The sequence below is a fragment of the Pseudomonas sp. HMSC076A11 genome, assembly GCF_001810205.1.
Lineage (GTDB): Bacteria > Pseudomonadota > Gammaproteobacteria > Pseudomonadales > Pseudomonadaceae > Pseudomonas > Pseudomonas aeruginosa.
In genome coordinates, this window is the sequence record NZ_KV800303.1 from 61,373 (window position 1) to 75,980 (window position 14,608).

Annotated in this window: 12 protein-coding genes; 7 read left to right on the plus strand and 5 right to left on the minus strand. The window is 67.9% G+C overall.

Features of this window, described 5'->3' with window-relative positions; genetic code table 11:
• The first annotated feature begins 4 nt into the window (after positions 1 to 4).
• The 3 genes from gcvT to gcvP all read left to right on the plus strand — a co-directional run bounded on the left by gcvT (position 5) and on the right by gcvP (position 4,573).
• Positions 5 to 1,087, plus strand: coding sequence for a glycine cleavage system aminomethyltransferase GcvT (gcvT, locus tag HMPREF2716_RS14005; RefSeq protein ID WP_023089728.1), 1,083 nt, complete (start codon positions 5 to 7; stop codon positions 1,085 to 1,087).
• Positions 1,088 to 1,133: 46 nt separating this feature from the next.
• Complete coding sequence (gcvH, locus tag HMPREF2716_RS14010) at positions 1,134 to 1,523, plus strand: glycine cleavage system protein GcvH (protein WP_003107397.1); 390 nt, start codon at positions 1,134 to 1,136, stop codon at positions 1,521 to 1,523.
• A 173-nt stretch (positions 1,524 to 1,696) separates the two neighbouring features.
• Positions 1,697 to 4,573, plus strand: a complete 2,877-nt coding sequence (gene gcvP, locus HMPREF2716_RS14015; protein ID WP_017148668.1) for an aminomethyl-transferring glycine dehydrogenase — start codon at positions 1,697 to 1,699, stop codon at positions 4,571 to 4,573.
• Positions 4,574 to 4,607: 34 nt separating this feature from the next.
• Here the strand turns inward: gcvP and HMPREF2716_RS14020 are convergent, their stop codons facing one another.
• The 4 genes from HMPREF2716_RS14020 to HMPREF2716_RS14035 form a co-directional block, all read right to left on the minus strand.
• A complete protein-coding gene (locus HMPREF2716_RS14020; RefSeq protein ID WP_003096280.1) occupies positions 4,608 to 4,937 on the minus strand; it encodes a DUF2388 domain-containing protein in 330 nt (109 codons plus the stop codon).
• A 131-nt stretch (positions 4,938 to 5,068) separates the two neighbouring features.
• Entirely contained in the window at positions 5,069 to 5,521 is a 453-nt protein-coding gene (locus HMPREF2716_RS14025) for an NfeD family protein (RefSeq protein WP_003163052.1), read from the minus strand.
• A 221-nt stretch (positions 5,522 to 5,742) separates the two neighbouring features.
• Entirely contained in the window at positions 5,743 to 7,527 is a 1,785-nt protein-coding gene (locus tag HMPREF2716_RS14030; RefSeq protein ID WP_003096276.1) for a type IV pilus assembly ATPase TfpB, read from the minus strand.
• A gap of 37 nt (positions 7,528 to 7,564) precedes the next feature.
• A complete protein-coding gene (locus HMPREF2716_RS14035; protein ID WP_023085852.1) occupies positions 7,565 to 8,929 on the minus strand; it encodes a CYTH domain-containing protein in 1,365 nt (454 codons plus the stop codon).
• Positions 8,930 to 9,042: 113 nt separating this feature from the next.
• Between HMPREF2716_RS14035 and HMPREF2716_RS14040 the strand changes: the two genes are divergently transcribed.
• The 3 genes from HMPREF2716_RS14040 (at position 9,043) to argE (ending at position 12,287) form a co-directional block, all read left to right on the plus strand.
• On the plus strand, positions 9,043 to 9,720 hold the full coding sequence (locus HMPREF2716_RS14040; RefSeq protein ID WP_003096272.1) for a TIGR00153 family protein: 678 nt from the start codon (positions 9,043 to 9,045) through the stop codon (positions 9,718 to 9,720).
• Positions 9,721 to 9,764: 44 nt separating this feature from the next.
• Positions 9,765 to 11,033 (plus strand): inorganic phosphate transporter, encoded by a 1,269-nt coding sequence (locus tag HMPREF2716_RS14045; RefSeq protein ID WP_023107373.1) that lies wholly within the window; start codon positions 9,765 to 9,767, stop codon positions 11,031 to 11,033.
• Positions 11,034 to 11,132: 99 nt separating this feature from the next.
• The gene (argE, locus tag HMPREF2716_RS14050) at positions 11,133 to 12,287 is read left to right on the plus strand and encodes an acetylornithine deacetylase (RefSeq protein ID WP_070621928.1); all 1,155 of its coding nucleotides are present in this window, start codon (positions 11,133 to 11,135) and stop codon (positions 12,285 to 12,287) included.
• Here argE and HMPREF2716_RS14055 read toward each other — a convergent pair.
• Complete coding sequence (locus HMPREF2716_RS14055; RefSeq protein WP_003096266.1) at positions 12,260 to 12,961, minus strand: MarC family NAAT transporter; 702 nt, start codon at positions 12,959 to 12,961, stop codon at positions 12,260 to 12,262. The genes argE and HMPREF2716_RS14055 overlap by 28 nt on opposite strands.
• Before the next feature lie 336 nt (positions 12,962 to 13,297).
• Here HMPREF2716_RS14055 and argA point away from each other — a divergent pair, with 336 nt between their 5' ends.
• The gene (argA, locus tag HMPREF2716_RS14060) at positions 13,298 to 14,596 is read left to right on the plus strand and encodes an amino-acid N-acetyltransferase (RefSeq protein ID WP_003096265.1); all 1,299 of its coding nucleotides are present in this window, start codon (positions 13,298 to 13,300) and stop codon (positions 14,594 to 14,596) included.
• Positions 14,597 to 14,608 lie beyond the last annotated feature (12 nt).

The following is a 14,608-nucleotide window of genomic DNA, read 5'->3' on the forward strand; positions in this document are numbered from 1 at the left end:
ACCCATGGGATTGCGCACCCCGCTTTACGAGCTGCACGTCGCGCTCGGCGCCAAGATGGTCGATTTCGGCGGTTGGGACATGCCGCTGCACTACGGTTCGCAGGTCGAGGAGCACCATCAGGTTCGGCGTGACTGCGGCGTCTTCGACGTGTCCCACATGACCGTGGTCGACGTCGCCGGCGAGCAGGCCACGGCCTATCTGCAGCATCTCCTGGCGAACGACGTGGCGCGTCTCGGCGAAACCGGCAAGGCGCTCTACAGCGCGATGCTCAACGAAGAGGGCGGGGTGGTCGACGACCTGATCGTCTACCTGACCGAGCACGGCTACCGGGTGGTGGTCAATGCTTCCACCCGCGACAAGGACATCGCCTGGATGCAGGCGCAGGCCGCCGGCTTCAAGGTCGACCTGCAGGAACGCGGCGACCTGGCGATGCTCGCCATCCAGGGCCCCAACGCCCGCGTGCACAGCTCCGAACTGGTGTCCCCGGCACGCGCCGCGCTGATACGCGAACTCAAGCCGTTCCAGGGCCGTGCCGAGGGCGACTGGTTCATCGCCCGCACCGGCTACACCGGCGAGGACGGCCTGGAAATCATGCTGCCGGCCGCCGAGGCGCCGGGTTTCCTCAACGAGCTGGTTGGCGCCGGGATCTCCCCGGCGGGCCTGGGTGCGCGCGATACGCTGCGCCTGGAGGCCGGGCTCAATCTCTACGGCCAGGACATGGACGAAAGCGTTTCCCCGCTTGCCGCCAACATGGGCTGGACCGTAGCCTGGGAGCCGGTTGCGCGGGACTTCGTCGGCCGCCGCGCGCTGGAAGCGCAGAAGTCCGCCGGCGACCAGCCGAAGCTGGTCGGCCTGGTTCTGGAGGAGCGCGGCGTGCTGCGCGCCCACCAGGTGGTGCGGGTAGCTGGCATTGGTGAGGGGGAGATCACCAGCGGCAGCTTTTCGCCTACCCTGAACAAGTCCATCGCGCTGGCCCGCGTGCCGGCCGCCACCGGCGACCGCGCCGAGGTGGAAATCCGCGGCAAGTGGTACCCGGTACGGGTGGTCCAGCCCAGTTTCGTGCGTCACGGCAAGCCCCTGATCTAACCTGGCAATGGCGACCGCCGTCGCCCCCGACTTCGAGGAAAACAAGATGAGCAATATTCCCGCCGAACTGCGTTACGCCCAGAGCCACGAATGGGCTCGCCTGGAAGCCGACGGCAGCGTTACCGTGGGCATTTCCGACCATGCCCAGGAAGCCCTTGGCGATGTGGTCTTCATCGAGCTGCCGGAGCTGGGCAAGACCCTCGCCGCCGGGCAGGAAGCGGGCGTGGTCGAGTCGGTGAAGGCCGCCTCCGACATCTATTCGCCGATCGGCGGCGAAGTCATCGCCATCAACGAAGCCCTGGCCGACACCCCGGAAGACGTCAACAACGACCCGTACGCGTCCTGGTTCTTCAAGCTCAAGCCGAGCAATCCGGCCGAGCTGGACAAGCTGCTCGACGCCGCTGGCTACCAGGCCGCCGTCGACGCGGAAGGCTGAGCCGCCGCGTAGTCGCGACAAAACCCGCTATCCTTGGACAAGGCCTCGATCATTCGAGGCTTTGTTCTTTTTGCAGCGGCGAAATGCGTTTTCGCCGTCGTTGCTTTCTCATTCGATATCCGTTCGGCGACGATCGCTGGCAGGGCGATGCCGCCCCCAACGAGACCGAAGCCATGTCGCAGACGCCGTCCCTCGCCCAGCTCCAGCCCGCCGATGCCTTCCTGCGCCGCCACCTCGGCCCCGATCCGGCGGAACAGCAGGCCATGCTGGACTTCCTCGGAGTTTCCACTCGCGCCGAACTGATCGTGCAGACGGTGCCGCCGGCGATCCGCCTCAACCGGCCGCTGGAACTGCCCGCCGCGCTCGACGAACAGGCCGCCCTGGCGCGCCTGCGCGGCTACGCCGGGCTCAACCAGCGCTGGACCAGCCTGATCGGCATGGGCTACTACGGCACAGTGACGCCGCCGGTGATCCTCCGCAACGTGCTGGAGAATCCCGGCTGGTACACCGCCTATACGCCCTACCAGCCGGAAATCGCCCAGGGCCGCCTGGAAGCGCTGCTGAATTTCCAGCAACTGACCATCGACCTCACCGGACTCGACCTGGCCAGCGCCTCGCTGCTCGACGAAGCCACCGCCGCCGCCGAGGCCATGGCCCTGGCCAGGCGGGTGGCAAAGGCCAGGAGCAACCGGTTCTTCGTCGATGCGCATTGCCATCCGCAGACCGTTTCGGTGTTGCGTACCCGCGCCGAGGCGTTCGGTTTCGAGCTGGTCGTCGACGAGCCGGACAATCTTGCCGCCCACGCGGTGTTCGGCGCCTTGCTGCAATACCCGGACAGTCGCGGCGAGATCCGCGACCTGCGCCCGCTTATCGAGGCGTTGCACGGCCAACAGGCGCTGGCTTGCGTCGCCAGCGACCTGCTCGCCCTGTTGTTGCTGACCCCGCCGGGGGAACTCGGTGCCGACGTGGTGCTCGGCAGCGCCCAGCGCTTTGGCGTACCGATGGGCTACGGCGGGCCGCACGCGGCGTTCTTCGCCACCCGCGAAGGGTACAAGCGGGCAATGCCGGGGCGGATCATCGGCGTTTCCCGCGACGCCCGCGGCAACCCGGCGTTGCGCATGGCCCTGCAAACCCGCGAGCAGCACATCCGTCGGGAAAAGGCCAACTCGAACATCTGCACCGCCCAGGTGCTGCTGGCCAACATTGCTTCGCTGTATGCCGTCTACCATGGGCCACAGGAGCTGAAACGCATCGCCCAACGCGTCCAGCGCCTGACCGCGCTGCTGGCGGCGGGCCTGGAAAGCAAGGGACTGCGGCGGCTCAACCGGCACTTCTTCGACACCCTGACCTACGAGGTCGGCGAGCGTCAGGCGGCGATCCTCGAACGGGCGCGGGCGGCACGGGTCAACCTGCGCGTGGTCGACGACCGGCGGCTGGCCCTGAGCCTCGACGAAACCTGTGACGCGGCGACCCTGGCGACCCTGTTCGAGATCTTCCTCGGCGCCGGCCACGGGCTGGATGTCGCGCACCTGGATGGCGGGGCGGTGGCCGACGGCATCCCGGCGGTCCTGCAACGCACTTCGGCCTACCTGCAGCATCCGGTGTTCAACGCCCACCACAGCGAGACCGAGATGCTTCGCTACCTGCGCCAGCTGGAAGGCAAGGACCTGGCGCTGAACCAGGCGATGATCCCGCTCGGCTCCTGCACCATGAAGCTCAACGCCAGCAGCGAAATGATCCCCATCACCTGGCCGGAATTCGCCGAACTGCATCCGTTCGTGCCGCGCGAGCAGGCCGAGGGCTATCGCCGGATGATCGACGAACTGGAAGCCTGGCTGCGGGCGATCACCGGCTTCGACGCCATCTGCATGCAGCCGAACTCGGGAGCACAGGGCGAATATGCCGGGTTGCTGGCGATCCGCCGCTACCACCAGAGCCGCGGCGATAGCCAGCGCGACATCTGCCTGATCCCCGCATCGGCGCATGGCACCAACCCGGCCTCGGCGATCATGGCCAGCATGCGGGTGGTGATCGTCGAGTGCGATCCCCGCGGCAACGTCGACCTCGACGACCTGCGCCTCAAGGCGGCCGAGGCGGGCGACCGGCTGTCCTGCCTGATGATCACCTATCCCTCGACCCACGGCGTCTACGAAGAGGGGATAGGCGAGATCTGCGAAGTGGTCCACCGCCACGGCGGCCAGGTCTACATGGACGGCGCCAACCTCAACGCCCAGGTCGGCCTGGCGCGACCGGCGGACATCGGCGCGGACGTCTCGCACATGAACCTGCACAAGACCTTCTGCATCCCCCATGGTGGTGGCGGGCCGGGCATGGGGCCGATCGGGGTCAAGCGGCACCTGGCGCCGTTCGTCGCCAACCATCCGGTGATCCGCGTCGAAGGGCCGAACCCGCTGAACGACGCGGTCAGCGCGGCGCCCTGGGGCAGCGCCAGCATCCTGCCGATCAGTTGGATGTACATCGCCATGATGGGCCCGCAGCTGGCCGACGCCAGCGAGGTGGCGATCCTCTCCGCCAACTACCTGGCGAACCGCCTGGACGGGGCGTTCCCGGTGCTCTACCGCGGGCGCAACGAGCGCGTCGCCCACGAATGCATCCTCGACCTGCGACCGCTCAAGGCGCAGACCGGGATAACCGAGGAGGACGTGGCCAAGCGCCTGATGGACTACGGCTTCCACGCCCCGACCATGTCCTTCCCGGTGCCGGGCACGCTGATGGTGGAGCCGACCGAGAGCGAGTCGAAGGCGGAGCTGGATCGCTTCGTCGAGGCGATGCTGAGCATCAGGGCCGAGATCGGCAAGGTGGAGAGCGGCGCCTGGCCGGCGGAGGACAACCCGCTGAAACGGGCGCCGCATACCCTGGCCGACGTCACCGGGATCTGGCAGAGACCCTACGAGATCGCCGAGGCGGTGACCCCGAGCGAACATGCGCGGGCGTTCAAGTACTGGCCGGCGGTTAACCGGGTGGACAACGTCTACGGCGACCGCAACCTGTTCTGCGCCTGCGTGCCGCTGGACGACTACCGCGAGTGACCTCGCCTCCGGGCGGAGGCGAGGTCGCCGTGGCCTACTGCTGGACGGCGGACTGCTCGCCGCCGGCGAGGATCGCGCTGGCCAGTTCCATGTCGCTGGCCTGCAGGTCCGGGTTGTCGTTGCGCAGCTTTTGCAGGGCGGCTTCCAGGTACGGCCCGCGGATCGCGCCGTCGCTGGCGATGTAGCTGCCGGCGTCGTCCTGCGCGGCGACGATCAGCTTGTGGTCGTGGCGGAAGGTCAGGTAGGTGGAGGCCGTGGTGGCACCCGAGGAAATGATGTTGCGCCAGAAGGTATCGGCCATGGCCGAGCCCAGCGGCAGGGCGGCGATGACCAGGGTGGCGGCGGCGAGTTTGACGGAACGCATGGGGGAACTCCTGATAGGGGGCTGCGTGTTACATCAGATCGCGTTTGCCGTCCCGGAGTTCCAGCGGGGATGACCGTCCGGTCGCTTTTTCCGCTGCCGTACAGCCCCCGCCGGCCGGGAGCTACAGCGATTCAGGGCGCGGCAGGCTCGACGTGCAGCAGGGCGCCGTCCTGGCCGGTGACCCGGACCAGGGCGCCGCGCGGCAGGTCGGGACCGCTGACCAGCCACGACGCGTCCTCGACGCGCAGCTCGCCGAGCCCGCCGACGATCGCCCGGTGCAAGGGAAAGGTGCGGCCGAACAGGTCGTCGCCGCGTCGCTGCAACCCTGGCGTTTCCTCGACGCTACCGGCCTTGCGGCGACGGCGTCGATGCAAGGCGGCGACCAGCCCGGAGAGCAGGACGAACAGCCCTACCTGCCAAGGCCAGGCCAGTCCCGGCAGGAGCGCGCCGAGCGCACCGACACAAGCGGCGGTGAGGCCGACCCGCAGCAGATAGCCGCCGGCACCGAAGATTTCCAGGAGCAGGAGGATGGTACCGAAGGCCAGCCAGTCCCAGAAGTCCAGGCGTAGCAGCAGGATTTCCATCGGCCGGCCCTCAGCGCCGGCTCGGCGGCCGGCCGAGCCACATCGAGCCAGGGACGCCGCTCGCGGCTCGCCGCAGGTGCGGTGCGCCGCGGCTGGGGAGCGTCGGCGCGGGGACGGCGGGGGGAACGCTCGTCATCGTCTACATCCTTGTCTGTGGGCCTGGCAGGCCCGTCCGGCGTTGTGCCGTGCAACCGTCGGAACTCCGCCGACGGGATGTGCCGCTACTTCTGTTCGCTCTGCGGGGTCACCCGCAGTACTTCCTCCAGCGTACTGATACCTGCGGCGACCTTCTGCGCGCCGGACAGGCGCAGGCTGCGGGTGCCTTCCTTGTACGCCTGGCGGCGCAGGGCGACCAGGTCGGTGTCGGCGGTGATCAGTTCTTTCAGGCTATCGCTGAGCAGCATGATTTCATAGACGCCGGCGCGCCCGCGATAGCCGGTGTCGCGGCACTCCAGGCAACCCACGGCCTGGTGCGCGCCGCTGGGCGGCGGGGCGCTCCAGGGGCGGGTCAGTTCGTGCCAGTCGCTGTCCGCCAGTTGCATCGGCGCCTTGCAGTGCGGGCAGAGCGTGCGCACCAGGCGCTGGGCCATGACCCCTAGCACCGTGGCGCGGATCAGGTAGTAGGGTACGCCCAGTTCGAGCAGGCGGGTGATCGCCGTGGGGGAGTCGTTGGTGTGCAGGGTGGAGAGCACCAGGTGCCCGGTGAGCGCCGCCTGGATCGCCATCTCGGCGGTCTCCAGGTCGCGGATCTCGCCGACCATGATGATGTCCGGGTCCTGCCGCAGCAGGGCGCGTACGCCGCTGGCGAAGGTCAGGTCGATGTTGTGCTGGACCTGCATCTGGTTGAACGAGGGCTCGATCATCTCGATCGGGTCCTCGATGGTGCAGACGTTCACCTCGTCGGTGGCCAGTTGCTTGAGCGTGGTGTAGAGCGTGGTGGTCTTGCCCGAGCCGGTGGGGCCGGTGACCAGGATGATGCCGTTGGGCTGGCTGGTCATGCTCTGCCAGCGGCGCAGGTCGTCGGCGGAGAAGCCGAGCTGGTCGAAGCTCTTGAGCAGCACCTCGGGGTCGAAGATGCGCATCACCATCTTCTCGCCGAAGGCGGTGGGCAGGGTCGACAGGCGCAGCTCCACCTCGGCGCCGTCCGGGGTCTTGGTCTTGACCCGGCCGTCCTGCGGCTTGCGTTTCTCCGCCACGTTCATCCGTCCCAGCGACTTCAGGCGGCTGACCACCGCCATGGTCACCTGCGGCGGGAACTGGTAGACGTTGTGCAGCACGCCGTCGATACGGAAGCGCACGGTGCCCTGCTCGCGGCGCGGCTCGATGTGGATGTCGCTGGCGCGCTGCTGGAAGGCGTACTGGAACAGCCAGTCGACGATGGTGACGATGTGCGCGTCGTTGGCGTCCGGCTCCTGGTCGGCGGCGCCGAGGTTGAGCAACTGCTCGAAGTTGCCGACGCCGCTGATCTTCTGGTCCGGCGAGGTGGCGCCGCTGACCGAGCGGGCCAGGCGGAAGAACTCGACGGTGTAGCGCTGGATGTCCGCCGGGTTCGCCACCACCCGCTTGATCGGTCGCTTGAGCACATGCACCAGGTTGCTTTCCCAGCCCTGTACGAAGGGCTGGGCGCTGGCGATGGTGACTTCCTCCGGACTCAGCGCGACGGCGAGGATGCCATGGCGCTGGGCGAAGGCGTAGGACATCAGCGGAGTCACCGCGGCGACGTCGATCTTCAGCGGGTCGATGCGCAGGTAGGGCTGGCCGGCGTACTCGGCCAGCCACTGGGTGAGGGTCTCCAGGTCGAGCTTGCGTCCGGGGCGCTTGAGATCCTCGACCTGCTGCGCGGCGAGGAACTCCAGCGGATGCTGCTGGTTGCGCACCGCGCTGCGGCGGATCGCCAGGCACTGTTCGGCCTGCTCCTGCCCGACCCGGCCCTGGGCGACCAGCTCGCGGAGCAGGTCGCCGAGGTCCAGCAGGCGGTCCTGGGCGGCGGTGGCGAACACGGACATGCAGACTCCCTTCGGATGATGGCGGTAGCGGCGAAGCTTATTTCATCAGCGCCTTCCAGGGTTTGAGCGTCAGCACAGTATGGGCCTGCGCGGCGCGGGCAGCCAGGCGCTCGGCATCGACAGGTTGCCGCAGCAGCTCCAGCAACTTGGCCAGTTCGCCGTAGAGGCGGTCGGCTTCCGGCAGGTCGAGCACGCCGCGCGCCAGGCGCAACCAGGTAAGCATGCGCTGCAGGCGCGGCGCTTGGTCGGGGAGCAGCTCGGGATGCTGGTGGGCGCGCGCCAGCGGCGTGGCCTGGGCTTCTTCGGCAAGGCTACGCAGCAGCCACTTGCCCAGCGCGGCAGAGCCCTGGCGGTTGCCGCGCTCGTTGCGCGACTCGGTCCAGGCCTTGGCCAGCAGCCAGCGCGAGGCATTCAGGGAGAACAGGCCCCAGCGGGTCTCGTCGAGTTCGCCGCGGAACAGTTGCGGCGCCTGCTGGCGTAGCGTCTCGTCGTCACGGCCGCGCTCGATGCGCGGCGCCCAGTCGGCAAGGAGAGCGTCCAGCGCTTCGCGCAGCTCGCGACTGCTGGCGCGTGGCACCGCCTGGCCGAGGCTGCCGAGCAGGGTGCGCAGGTCCTGCAGGTGTTGCAGCCAGTCCTCCAGCAGGCGCCAGTGGCCGTTGAAGCGATACTGTTCGGCCAGTCGCTGGCTGCTGCCGAGCAGGTACCAGGCGATGGCGGCGAAGGCACCGTCCAGCGGGGTTTCCGCCAGCAGTTTCTGGGCCGGGGGATCGACCTCGTAGCTGTTCGGGTCGAACAGGCGGTAGCCGCGCTCGGCCTTGCTGATGTCGCAGGGCATCAGCGGCAGGTCGGCGGCCAGTTCCGCGGCCAGCTCCAGCAGCGCGGCGGCATCGCCCTGGCGCAGTTCCAGCTCCAGTTCGCAAATTTCCTCCTGGTTGTCGCCGGCGACCACCTTGCCCAGGTCGAGCGCCGCCTCCACGACTACCCTGGCCTTGCCGCGGCCCCAGGCGATCTCGGCGCGCTGGCGGACGAAGTCGGTGCTGAAGATCGGCTTGAGCTGCTTCTTGTCGAGGTCCTTGAGGGCCGCCGGCCAGCACTTGTCGTCGAGTTTCTTCAGGTCGAGCTTGTTCTTTTCCAGGTACCAGTCCCACTCGTTGCGTTCGGACAACCCGGCCACGCTCTGCCCGCGGCTTTTCAGCGTCTGGATGTACTGCTCGCCGTCGCGGCGCATGCGCAGCGCGACCTTGGCCCGGGCCAGCTCGCGGCCGGGGGTGTCGTAGTACTGGTTGTACAGTTCGCGGCGCTCCCAGCCCGATTTGTTGCGCTTCTTCAGCAACGGGTGCTCCTGCAAGGCTTCCAGGGTGGCGCGGCTGACGCGGAGTTTGATTTCGGTTTCTTTCTGCATGGGGCGATGTCCGGCTCGGGACGCCAGGCGTCCGCGGGTGAAGGTGTTCCAGATCAAAGGCGCGCGGGGTGGGTGGCCTATACTTTTCGGCATTTCCATCAGGGAGGCGTTCCATGCCGACCAATCCGTTCATCAGCCTGTTCGGCCGTTCGCCGATCGGGCCGATGCAGCAGCACATCGCCAAGGCCCACGAATGCGCGGCCGGCCTGTTGCCGTTCTTCCGCGCGGTGATCGCCGAGGACTGGGCGCAGGTCGAACAGGTTCAGCAGGACATGGTGCGACTGGAGCAGGAAGCCGATCGGCTGAAGAAGAACGTCCGGATGCACCTGCCCAAGAGCCTGTTCCTTCCGGTGCCGCGCTCCGATCTGTTGGAGCTGCTCAGTGTACAGGACAAAGTCGCCAATCGCGCCAAGGACATCGCCGGGCTGATGCTCGGCCGGCGCATGCGCATCCCGCTGCCGCTGCAGGGCCAGATGCTCGCCTACGTGCAGCGCTCGGTGGACGCCAGCGCCCAGGCGTTGCGGGTGGTCAACGAACTCAACGAACTGCTCGAGACCGGCTTCGGCGGGCGCGAGACCAGCCTGGTGGAGAGCATGGTGGAGGAACTCGAGGCGATCGAGAACGACACCGACCGCATCCAGGTCGAGGTGCGCCGCGAGCTGTTCCGCCTGGAAAGCGAGCTGCCGCCGGTGGACGTGATGTTCCTCTACCAGATCATCGAATGGATCGGCGATGTCGCCGACCGCGCCCAGCGGGTCGGCAACCGCCTGGAGCAATTGCTGGCGCGGTGAGCGCCGGTCTTCTTTCCGACCCTGCCTGCACACGGATACCGCCCATGTCCCTGATCGCCGACCACGGCTTCGCCTTCCTCGTACTCGCCTGCCTGTTCGGTTTCTTCATGGCCTGGGGCGTCGGCGCCAACGACGTCGCCAACGCCATGGGCACTTCGGTGGGCTCGCGCGCTCTGACCATCCGCCAGGCGATCCTGGTGGCCATGGTCTTCGAGTTCTGCGGTGCCTATTTCGCTGGTGGCGAAGTCACCGAAACGATCAGGAGCGGCATCGTCGACCCGCAGTACATGACCCCCGACCTGCTGGTCTTCGGCATGCTCTCGGCCTTGCTGGCCGCCGGGGTCTGGCTGTTGCTGGCGACGATCAAGGGCTGGCCGGTGTCGACCACCCACTCCATCGTCGGCGCGATCATCGGCTTCGCCTCGGTCGGTGTCTCGGTGCACGCGGTGCACTGGGGCGCGATCGGCCCGATCGTCGCCAGTTGGGTGGTGACGCCGGTGCTGTCCGGGCTGCTCGCCTTCGCCCTGTTCAGGAGCGTGCAGTGGCTGGTACTGCATGCCGAGGACCCGTTCCGCAGCGCGCGCCGCTACGTGCCGCTGTACATGTTCCTGGCGGGCTTCATGGTCGCGCTGATGACCGTCGGCAAGGGCCTGAAGCATGTCGGCCTGGAGCTTTCCGGCCTCCAGACGCTGGGCCTGGCGTTGCTCGCCGGTGGCCTGGTGATGGGCCTGGGCATCGTCCTGCTGTTGCGCATCCGACCCACTGGCGGAGCCGATCCGCGTGGCGGCTTCGCCAGCGTCGAGCGGGTCTTCGCGGTGCTGATGATCTTCACCGCCTGCTCCATGGCTTTCGCCCATGGCGCCAACGACGTGGCCAACGCCATCGGCCCGGTGGCGGCGGTCGTCGCGGTGGTCCAGGCCGGCGGCGACCTGGAACTGGTGACCCGCTCACCGGTGCCGTCCTGGGTACTGCTGCTGGGCGCGGTGGGCATCGTCATCGGCCTGGCTACCTATGGCTACCGGGTGATCGCCACCATCGGCCGGGAGATCACCGAGCTGACCCCCAGCCGCGGCTTCGCCGCCGAGCTGGCGACCGCCTCCACGGTGGTTGGCGCCTCGGCCATCGGCCTGCCGGTGTCCACTACCCATACCCTGGTCGGCGCGGTGCTCGGCATCGGCATGGCGCGCGGCATCGGCGCGCTCAACCTGCGGGTGATCGGCTCGATCTTCCTGTCCTGGGTAGTGACCCTGCCGGCCGGCGCGTTGCTGGCGATCCTGTTCTTCCTGGTCCTGCGCGCGCTGTTCGGTGCCTGAGCGCGGTCTTCGTCGGCTGGCGCAGGCGGAACCGGAACGGACGGTTTTATCCACTGCCGCGATAGGCCATGATGGGGCTTGATCCGTGTGGAGAGTCCCATGCCGTTGCCGTCTCTGAAAGACCAGTTCGGCGCGCTGATCGCCGCGTCTTCCGTCAGTTGCACCCAGCCCGAGCTGGACCAGACCAACCGCCCGGTGGTCGGCCTGCTGGCCTCCTGGCTGGGCGATCTAGGCTTCCGCTGCGAGATCCGGGAAGTCTCGCCGGGCAAGTTCAACCTGCTGGCCAGCTACGGCAGCGGTCCCGGCGGGCTGGTGCTGGCCGGCCACACCGATACCGTGCCCTACGACGAAGCGCTGTGGAGCAGCGATCCGCTGCGCCTGGACGAGCGCGACGGCCGCTGGTACGGCCTCGGCAGTTGCGACATGAAGGGCTTCTTCCCGCTGGCCATCGAGGCCTTGCTGCCGCTGCTCGACCAGCCGTTCCGCCAGCCGCTGATGATCCTCGCCACCTGCGACGAGGAAAGCTCGATGGCCGGCGCCCGTGCCCTCGCCGAAAGCGGGCGACCGCTGGGTCGCGCCACGGTGATCGGCGAGCCGACCAACCTGCGGCCGATCCGCCTGCACAAGGGGGTGATGATGGAGCGCATCGAGATTCTCGGGCAGAGCGGCCATTCGTCCGATCCGAACCTCGGGCGCAGCGCCCTGGAGGCGATGCACGCGACCATCGGCGAGCTGATGGCGCTGCGCGGGGAATGGCAGCAGGCCTGGAACAACCCGCAGTTCAGCGTGCCCCAGCCGACCCTGAACTTCGGTTGCATCCACGGCGGCGACAATCCCAACCGCATCTGCGGCCAGTGTTCGCTGGAATTCGACCTGCGCCCGCTACCCGGCATGCAGCCCGAGCAGTTGCGCGAGGCGATCCGCCAGCGCCTGCGGCCGCTGGCCGAACGGCACCAGGTGAGCATCGACTACCAGCCGCTGTTCCCTGCCGTGCCGCCGTTCGAACAGGCGCAGGACAGCGAACTGGTACGCGTCGCCGAACGCCTGACCGGGCATCGCGCCGAGGCCGTGGCGTTCGGTACCGAGGCGCCGTACTTCCAGCGCCTGGGCAGCGAGACCCTGGTCCTCGGTGCCGGCGACATCGCCTGTGCCCACCAGCCCGACGAGCACCTCGAACTGGCGCGTATCGAACCGATGGTCGGCGTGCTGCGCCGGCTGATCCAGCATTACTGCCTGACGCCCGCCGCCGACTGAAGCGCGGCGTGGCCGGCGACCAGCTCGAAGCCGCCGTTGATGACGAACTGCACGCCCATCGCCACCAGCAGGAAGCCGACCACTCGCGAGATGGCGTCGATCCCGGATTCGCCGAGGAACTTCATGATGCGCCCGGAGCTTTGCAGGGCGATCCAGAAGATCAGCGCGGTGAGCAGGGTGACGGTGATCGCCGCGAGGTGGATGAACAGCGGAATGCTTCCGTAGGTGGATTGCAGCGTCGACGCCGAGCTGACCACCAGGGCGATGGTCCCCGGCCCCGCGGTACCCGGCAGGGCCAGCGGAACGAAGGACAGGTCGCGGAAGTGCGGGGTGATCTTTTCCTCGTCCGACAGCAGGTCGTGCTGGACTTCGGTCTCGTCCGGCGTGGTGGCGGGGAACAGCATGGTGAAGCCGATATAGGCGACGATCAGCCCGCCGGCGATGCGCAGGCCGGGAATGGAGATGCCGAACACCTGCATCACCAGGCTGCCGCCGTAGAAGCTGACCAGCATGATCAGCGCCACGTAGAGGCTGGCCTTGAATATCTGCCGGTTGCGCTCCGCCGGCGGCAGGCTGCCGCCGAGGCCGAGCAGCAGTGAAACGCTGGTCAGCGGGTTGGCTACCGGGAGCACGGCGAGCAGGCCGACCAGGACGTGATGGAAGTATTCGCTCATGGATTTTCCTCGTTCGCGTGGTTGCGCGCCGGACGGCACGGCGAACGAGGCAGCCTAGCGAAAAAGCGCTGCGCGAGTTAACCGGGGTTTTCGGATAGTTTTTTTCAGAAATAGTGGTAAAACGGTTCGGTCCGGCCCCACGCCCCGTACCATGGTCGAATCCCGCCGCTGCGGGGCCGCCGAGGGTTTAAACTCGCGCGTGATCCATCCGTCTCGTTAACCAGAAAGTGAGGAGAAGCCTGTCGATGTTGCTGCGACGACGATAACGGCGCCCTTCGGGCCGTCCCGGCCGCTCACGCTTTGCTCTCGCTCACGAAACGACAGGCTTTCCCCACCATGCCCGACTACGTCAACTGGTTACGTCACGCTTCGCCCTACATCAACTCGCACCGGGACCGCACCTTCGTGGTCATGCTCCCCGGCGAAGGGGTGGAGCATCCCAATTTCGGCAATATCGTCCACGACCTGGTCCTTCTCCACAGCCTCGGCGCGCGCCTGGTGCTGGTGCACGGTTCGCGCCCGCAGATCGAGGCGCGCCTGGCCGCGCGCGGCCTGGCTCCGCGCTATCACCGCGACCTGCGAGTGACCGATGCACCGACCCTGGAATGCGTCATCGACGCCGTGGGTAGCCTGCGCATCGCCATCGAGGCGCGGCTGTCGATGGACATGGCCGCCTCGCCGATGCAGGGCGCGCGCCTGCGGGTCGCTGGCGGCAACCTGGTCACCGCGCGGCCGATCGGCGTGGTCGAGGGTGTCGACTACCACCATACCGGCGAGGTCCGTCGCATCGACCGCAAGGGCATTGGCCGCCTTCTCGACGAGCGCAGCATCGTCCTGCTCTCGCCGCTGGGCTACTCGCCGACCGGGGAAATCTTCAACCTGGCCTGCGAAGACGTGGCCATGCGCGCCGCCATCGACCTGGAAGCGGAAAAGCTGATTCTCTACGGCGCCGAACAGGGCTTGCTGGACGCATCCGGCAAGCTGGTCCGCGAACTGCGCCCGCAGCAGGTGCCCGCGCACCTGCAACGGCTGGGCAACAGCTACCAGGCCGAGCTGCTGGACGCCGCGGCGCAGGCCTGCCGGGCCGGGGTCAAGCGCAGCCATATCGTCAGCTACACCGAGGACGGCGCGCTGCTCAGCGAGCTGTTCACCCGCACCGGCAACGGCACCCTGGTCGCCCAGGAGCAGTTCGAACAGTTGCGCGAGGCGGGCATTGAGGACGTTGGCGGGCTGATCGAGCTGATCCGCCCGCTGGAAGAGCAGGGCATCCTGGTACGCCGTTCCCGCGAGGTGCTGGAACGCGAGATTGAACAGTTCAGCATCGTCGAGCGCGAAGGGCTGATCATCGCCTGCGCCGCGCTCTACCCGATCGCCGATTCCGAGGCGGGCGAGCTGGCCTGTCTGGCGGTCAACCCGGAGTACCGCCACGGCGGGCGTGGCGACGAACTGCTGGAGCGGATCGAGGAGCGCGCGCGCGGACTCGGCCTGAAGACCCTGTTCGTGCTCACCACGCGGACCGCGCACTGGTTCCGCGAGCGCGGCTTCCAGCCCAGCAGCGTAGAGCGGCTACCGGCGGCGCGGGCCTCGCTGTACAACTTCCAGCGCAATTCGCAGGTATTCGAGAAGAGCCTGTGATCCGCCGGCGCG

Excerpts from the sequence above, each read along its gene's own strand:
- HMPREF2716_RS14035 (WP_023085852.1), bottom strand. The coding sequence starts at position 8,929 with ATGCAGAAAGAAACCGAAATCAAACTCCGCGTCAGCCGCGCCACCCTG.
- gcvP (WP_017148668.1), top strand. The coding sequence starts at position 1,697 with ATGTCGCAGACGCCGTCCCTCGCCCAGCTCCAGCCCGCCGATGCCTTC.
- HMPREF2716_RS14030 (WP_003096276.1), bottom strand. The coding sequence starts at position 7,527 with ATGTCCGTGTTCGCCACCGCCGCCCAGGACCGCCTGCTGGACCTCGGC.
- HMPREF2716_RS14020 (WP_003096280.1), bottom strand. The coding sequence starts at position 4,937 with ATGCGTTCCGTCAAACTCGCCGCCGCCACCCTGGTCATCGCCGCCCTG.
- argE (WP_070621928.1), top strand. The coding sequence starts at position 11,133 with ATGCCGTTGCCGTCTCTGAAAGACCAGTTCGGCGCGCTGATCGCCGCG.
- gcvT (WP_023089728.1), top strand. The coding sequence starts at position 5 with ATGGGATTGCGCACCCCGCTTTACGAGCTGCACGTCGCGCTCGGCGCC.
- HMPREF2716_RS14045 (WP_023107373.1), top strand. The coding sequence starts at position 9,765 with ATGTCCCTGATCGCCGACCACGGCTTCGCCTTCCTCGTACTCGCCTGC.
- argA (WP_003096265.1), top strand. The coding sequence starts at position 13,298 with ATGCCCGACTACGTCAACTGGTTACGTCACGCTTCGCCCTACATCAAC.
- HMPREF2716_RS14025 (WP_003163052.1), bottom strand. The coding sequence starts at position 5,521 with ATGGAAATCCTGCTGCTACGCCTGGACTTCTGGGACTGGCTGGCCTTC.
- HMPREF2716_RS14055 (WP_003096266.1), bottom strand. The coding sequence starts at position 12,961 with ATGAGCGAATACTTCCATCACGTCCTGGTCGGCCTGCTCGCCGTGCTC.
- HMPREF2716_RS14040 (WP_003096272.1), top strand. The coding sequence starts at position 9,043 with ATGCCGACCAATCCGTTCATCAGCCTGTTCGGCCGTTCGCCGATCGGG.
- gcvH (WP_003107397.1), top strand. The coding sequence starts at position 1,134 with ATGAGCAATATTCCCGCCGAACTGCGTTACGCCCAGAGCCACGAATGG.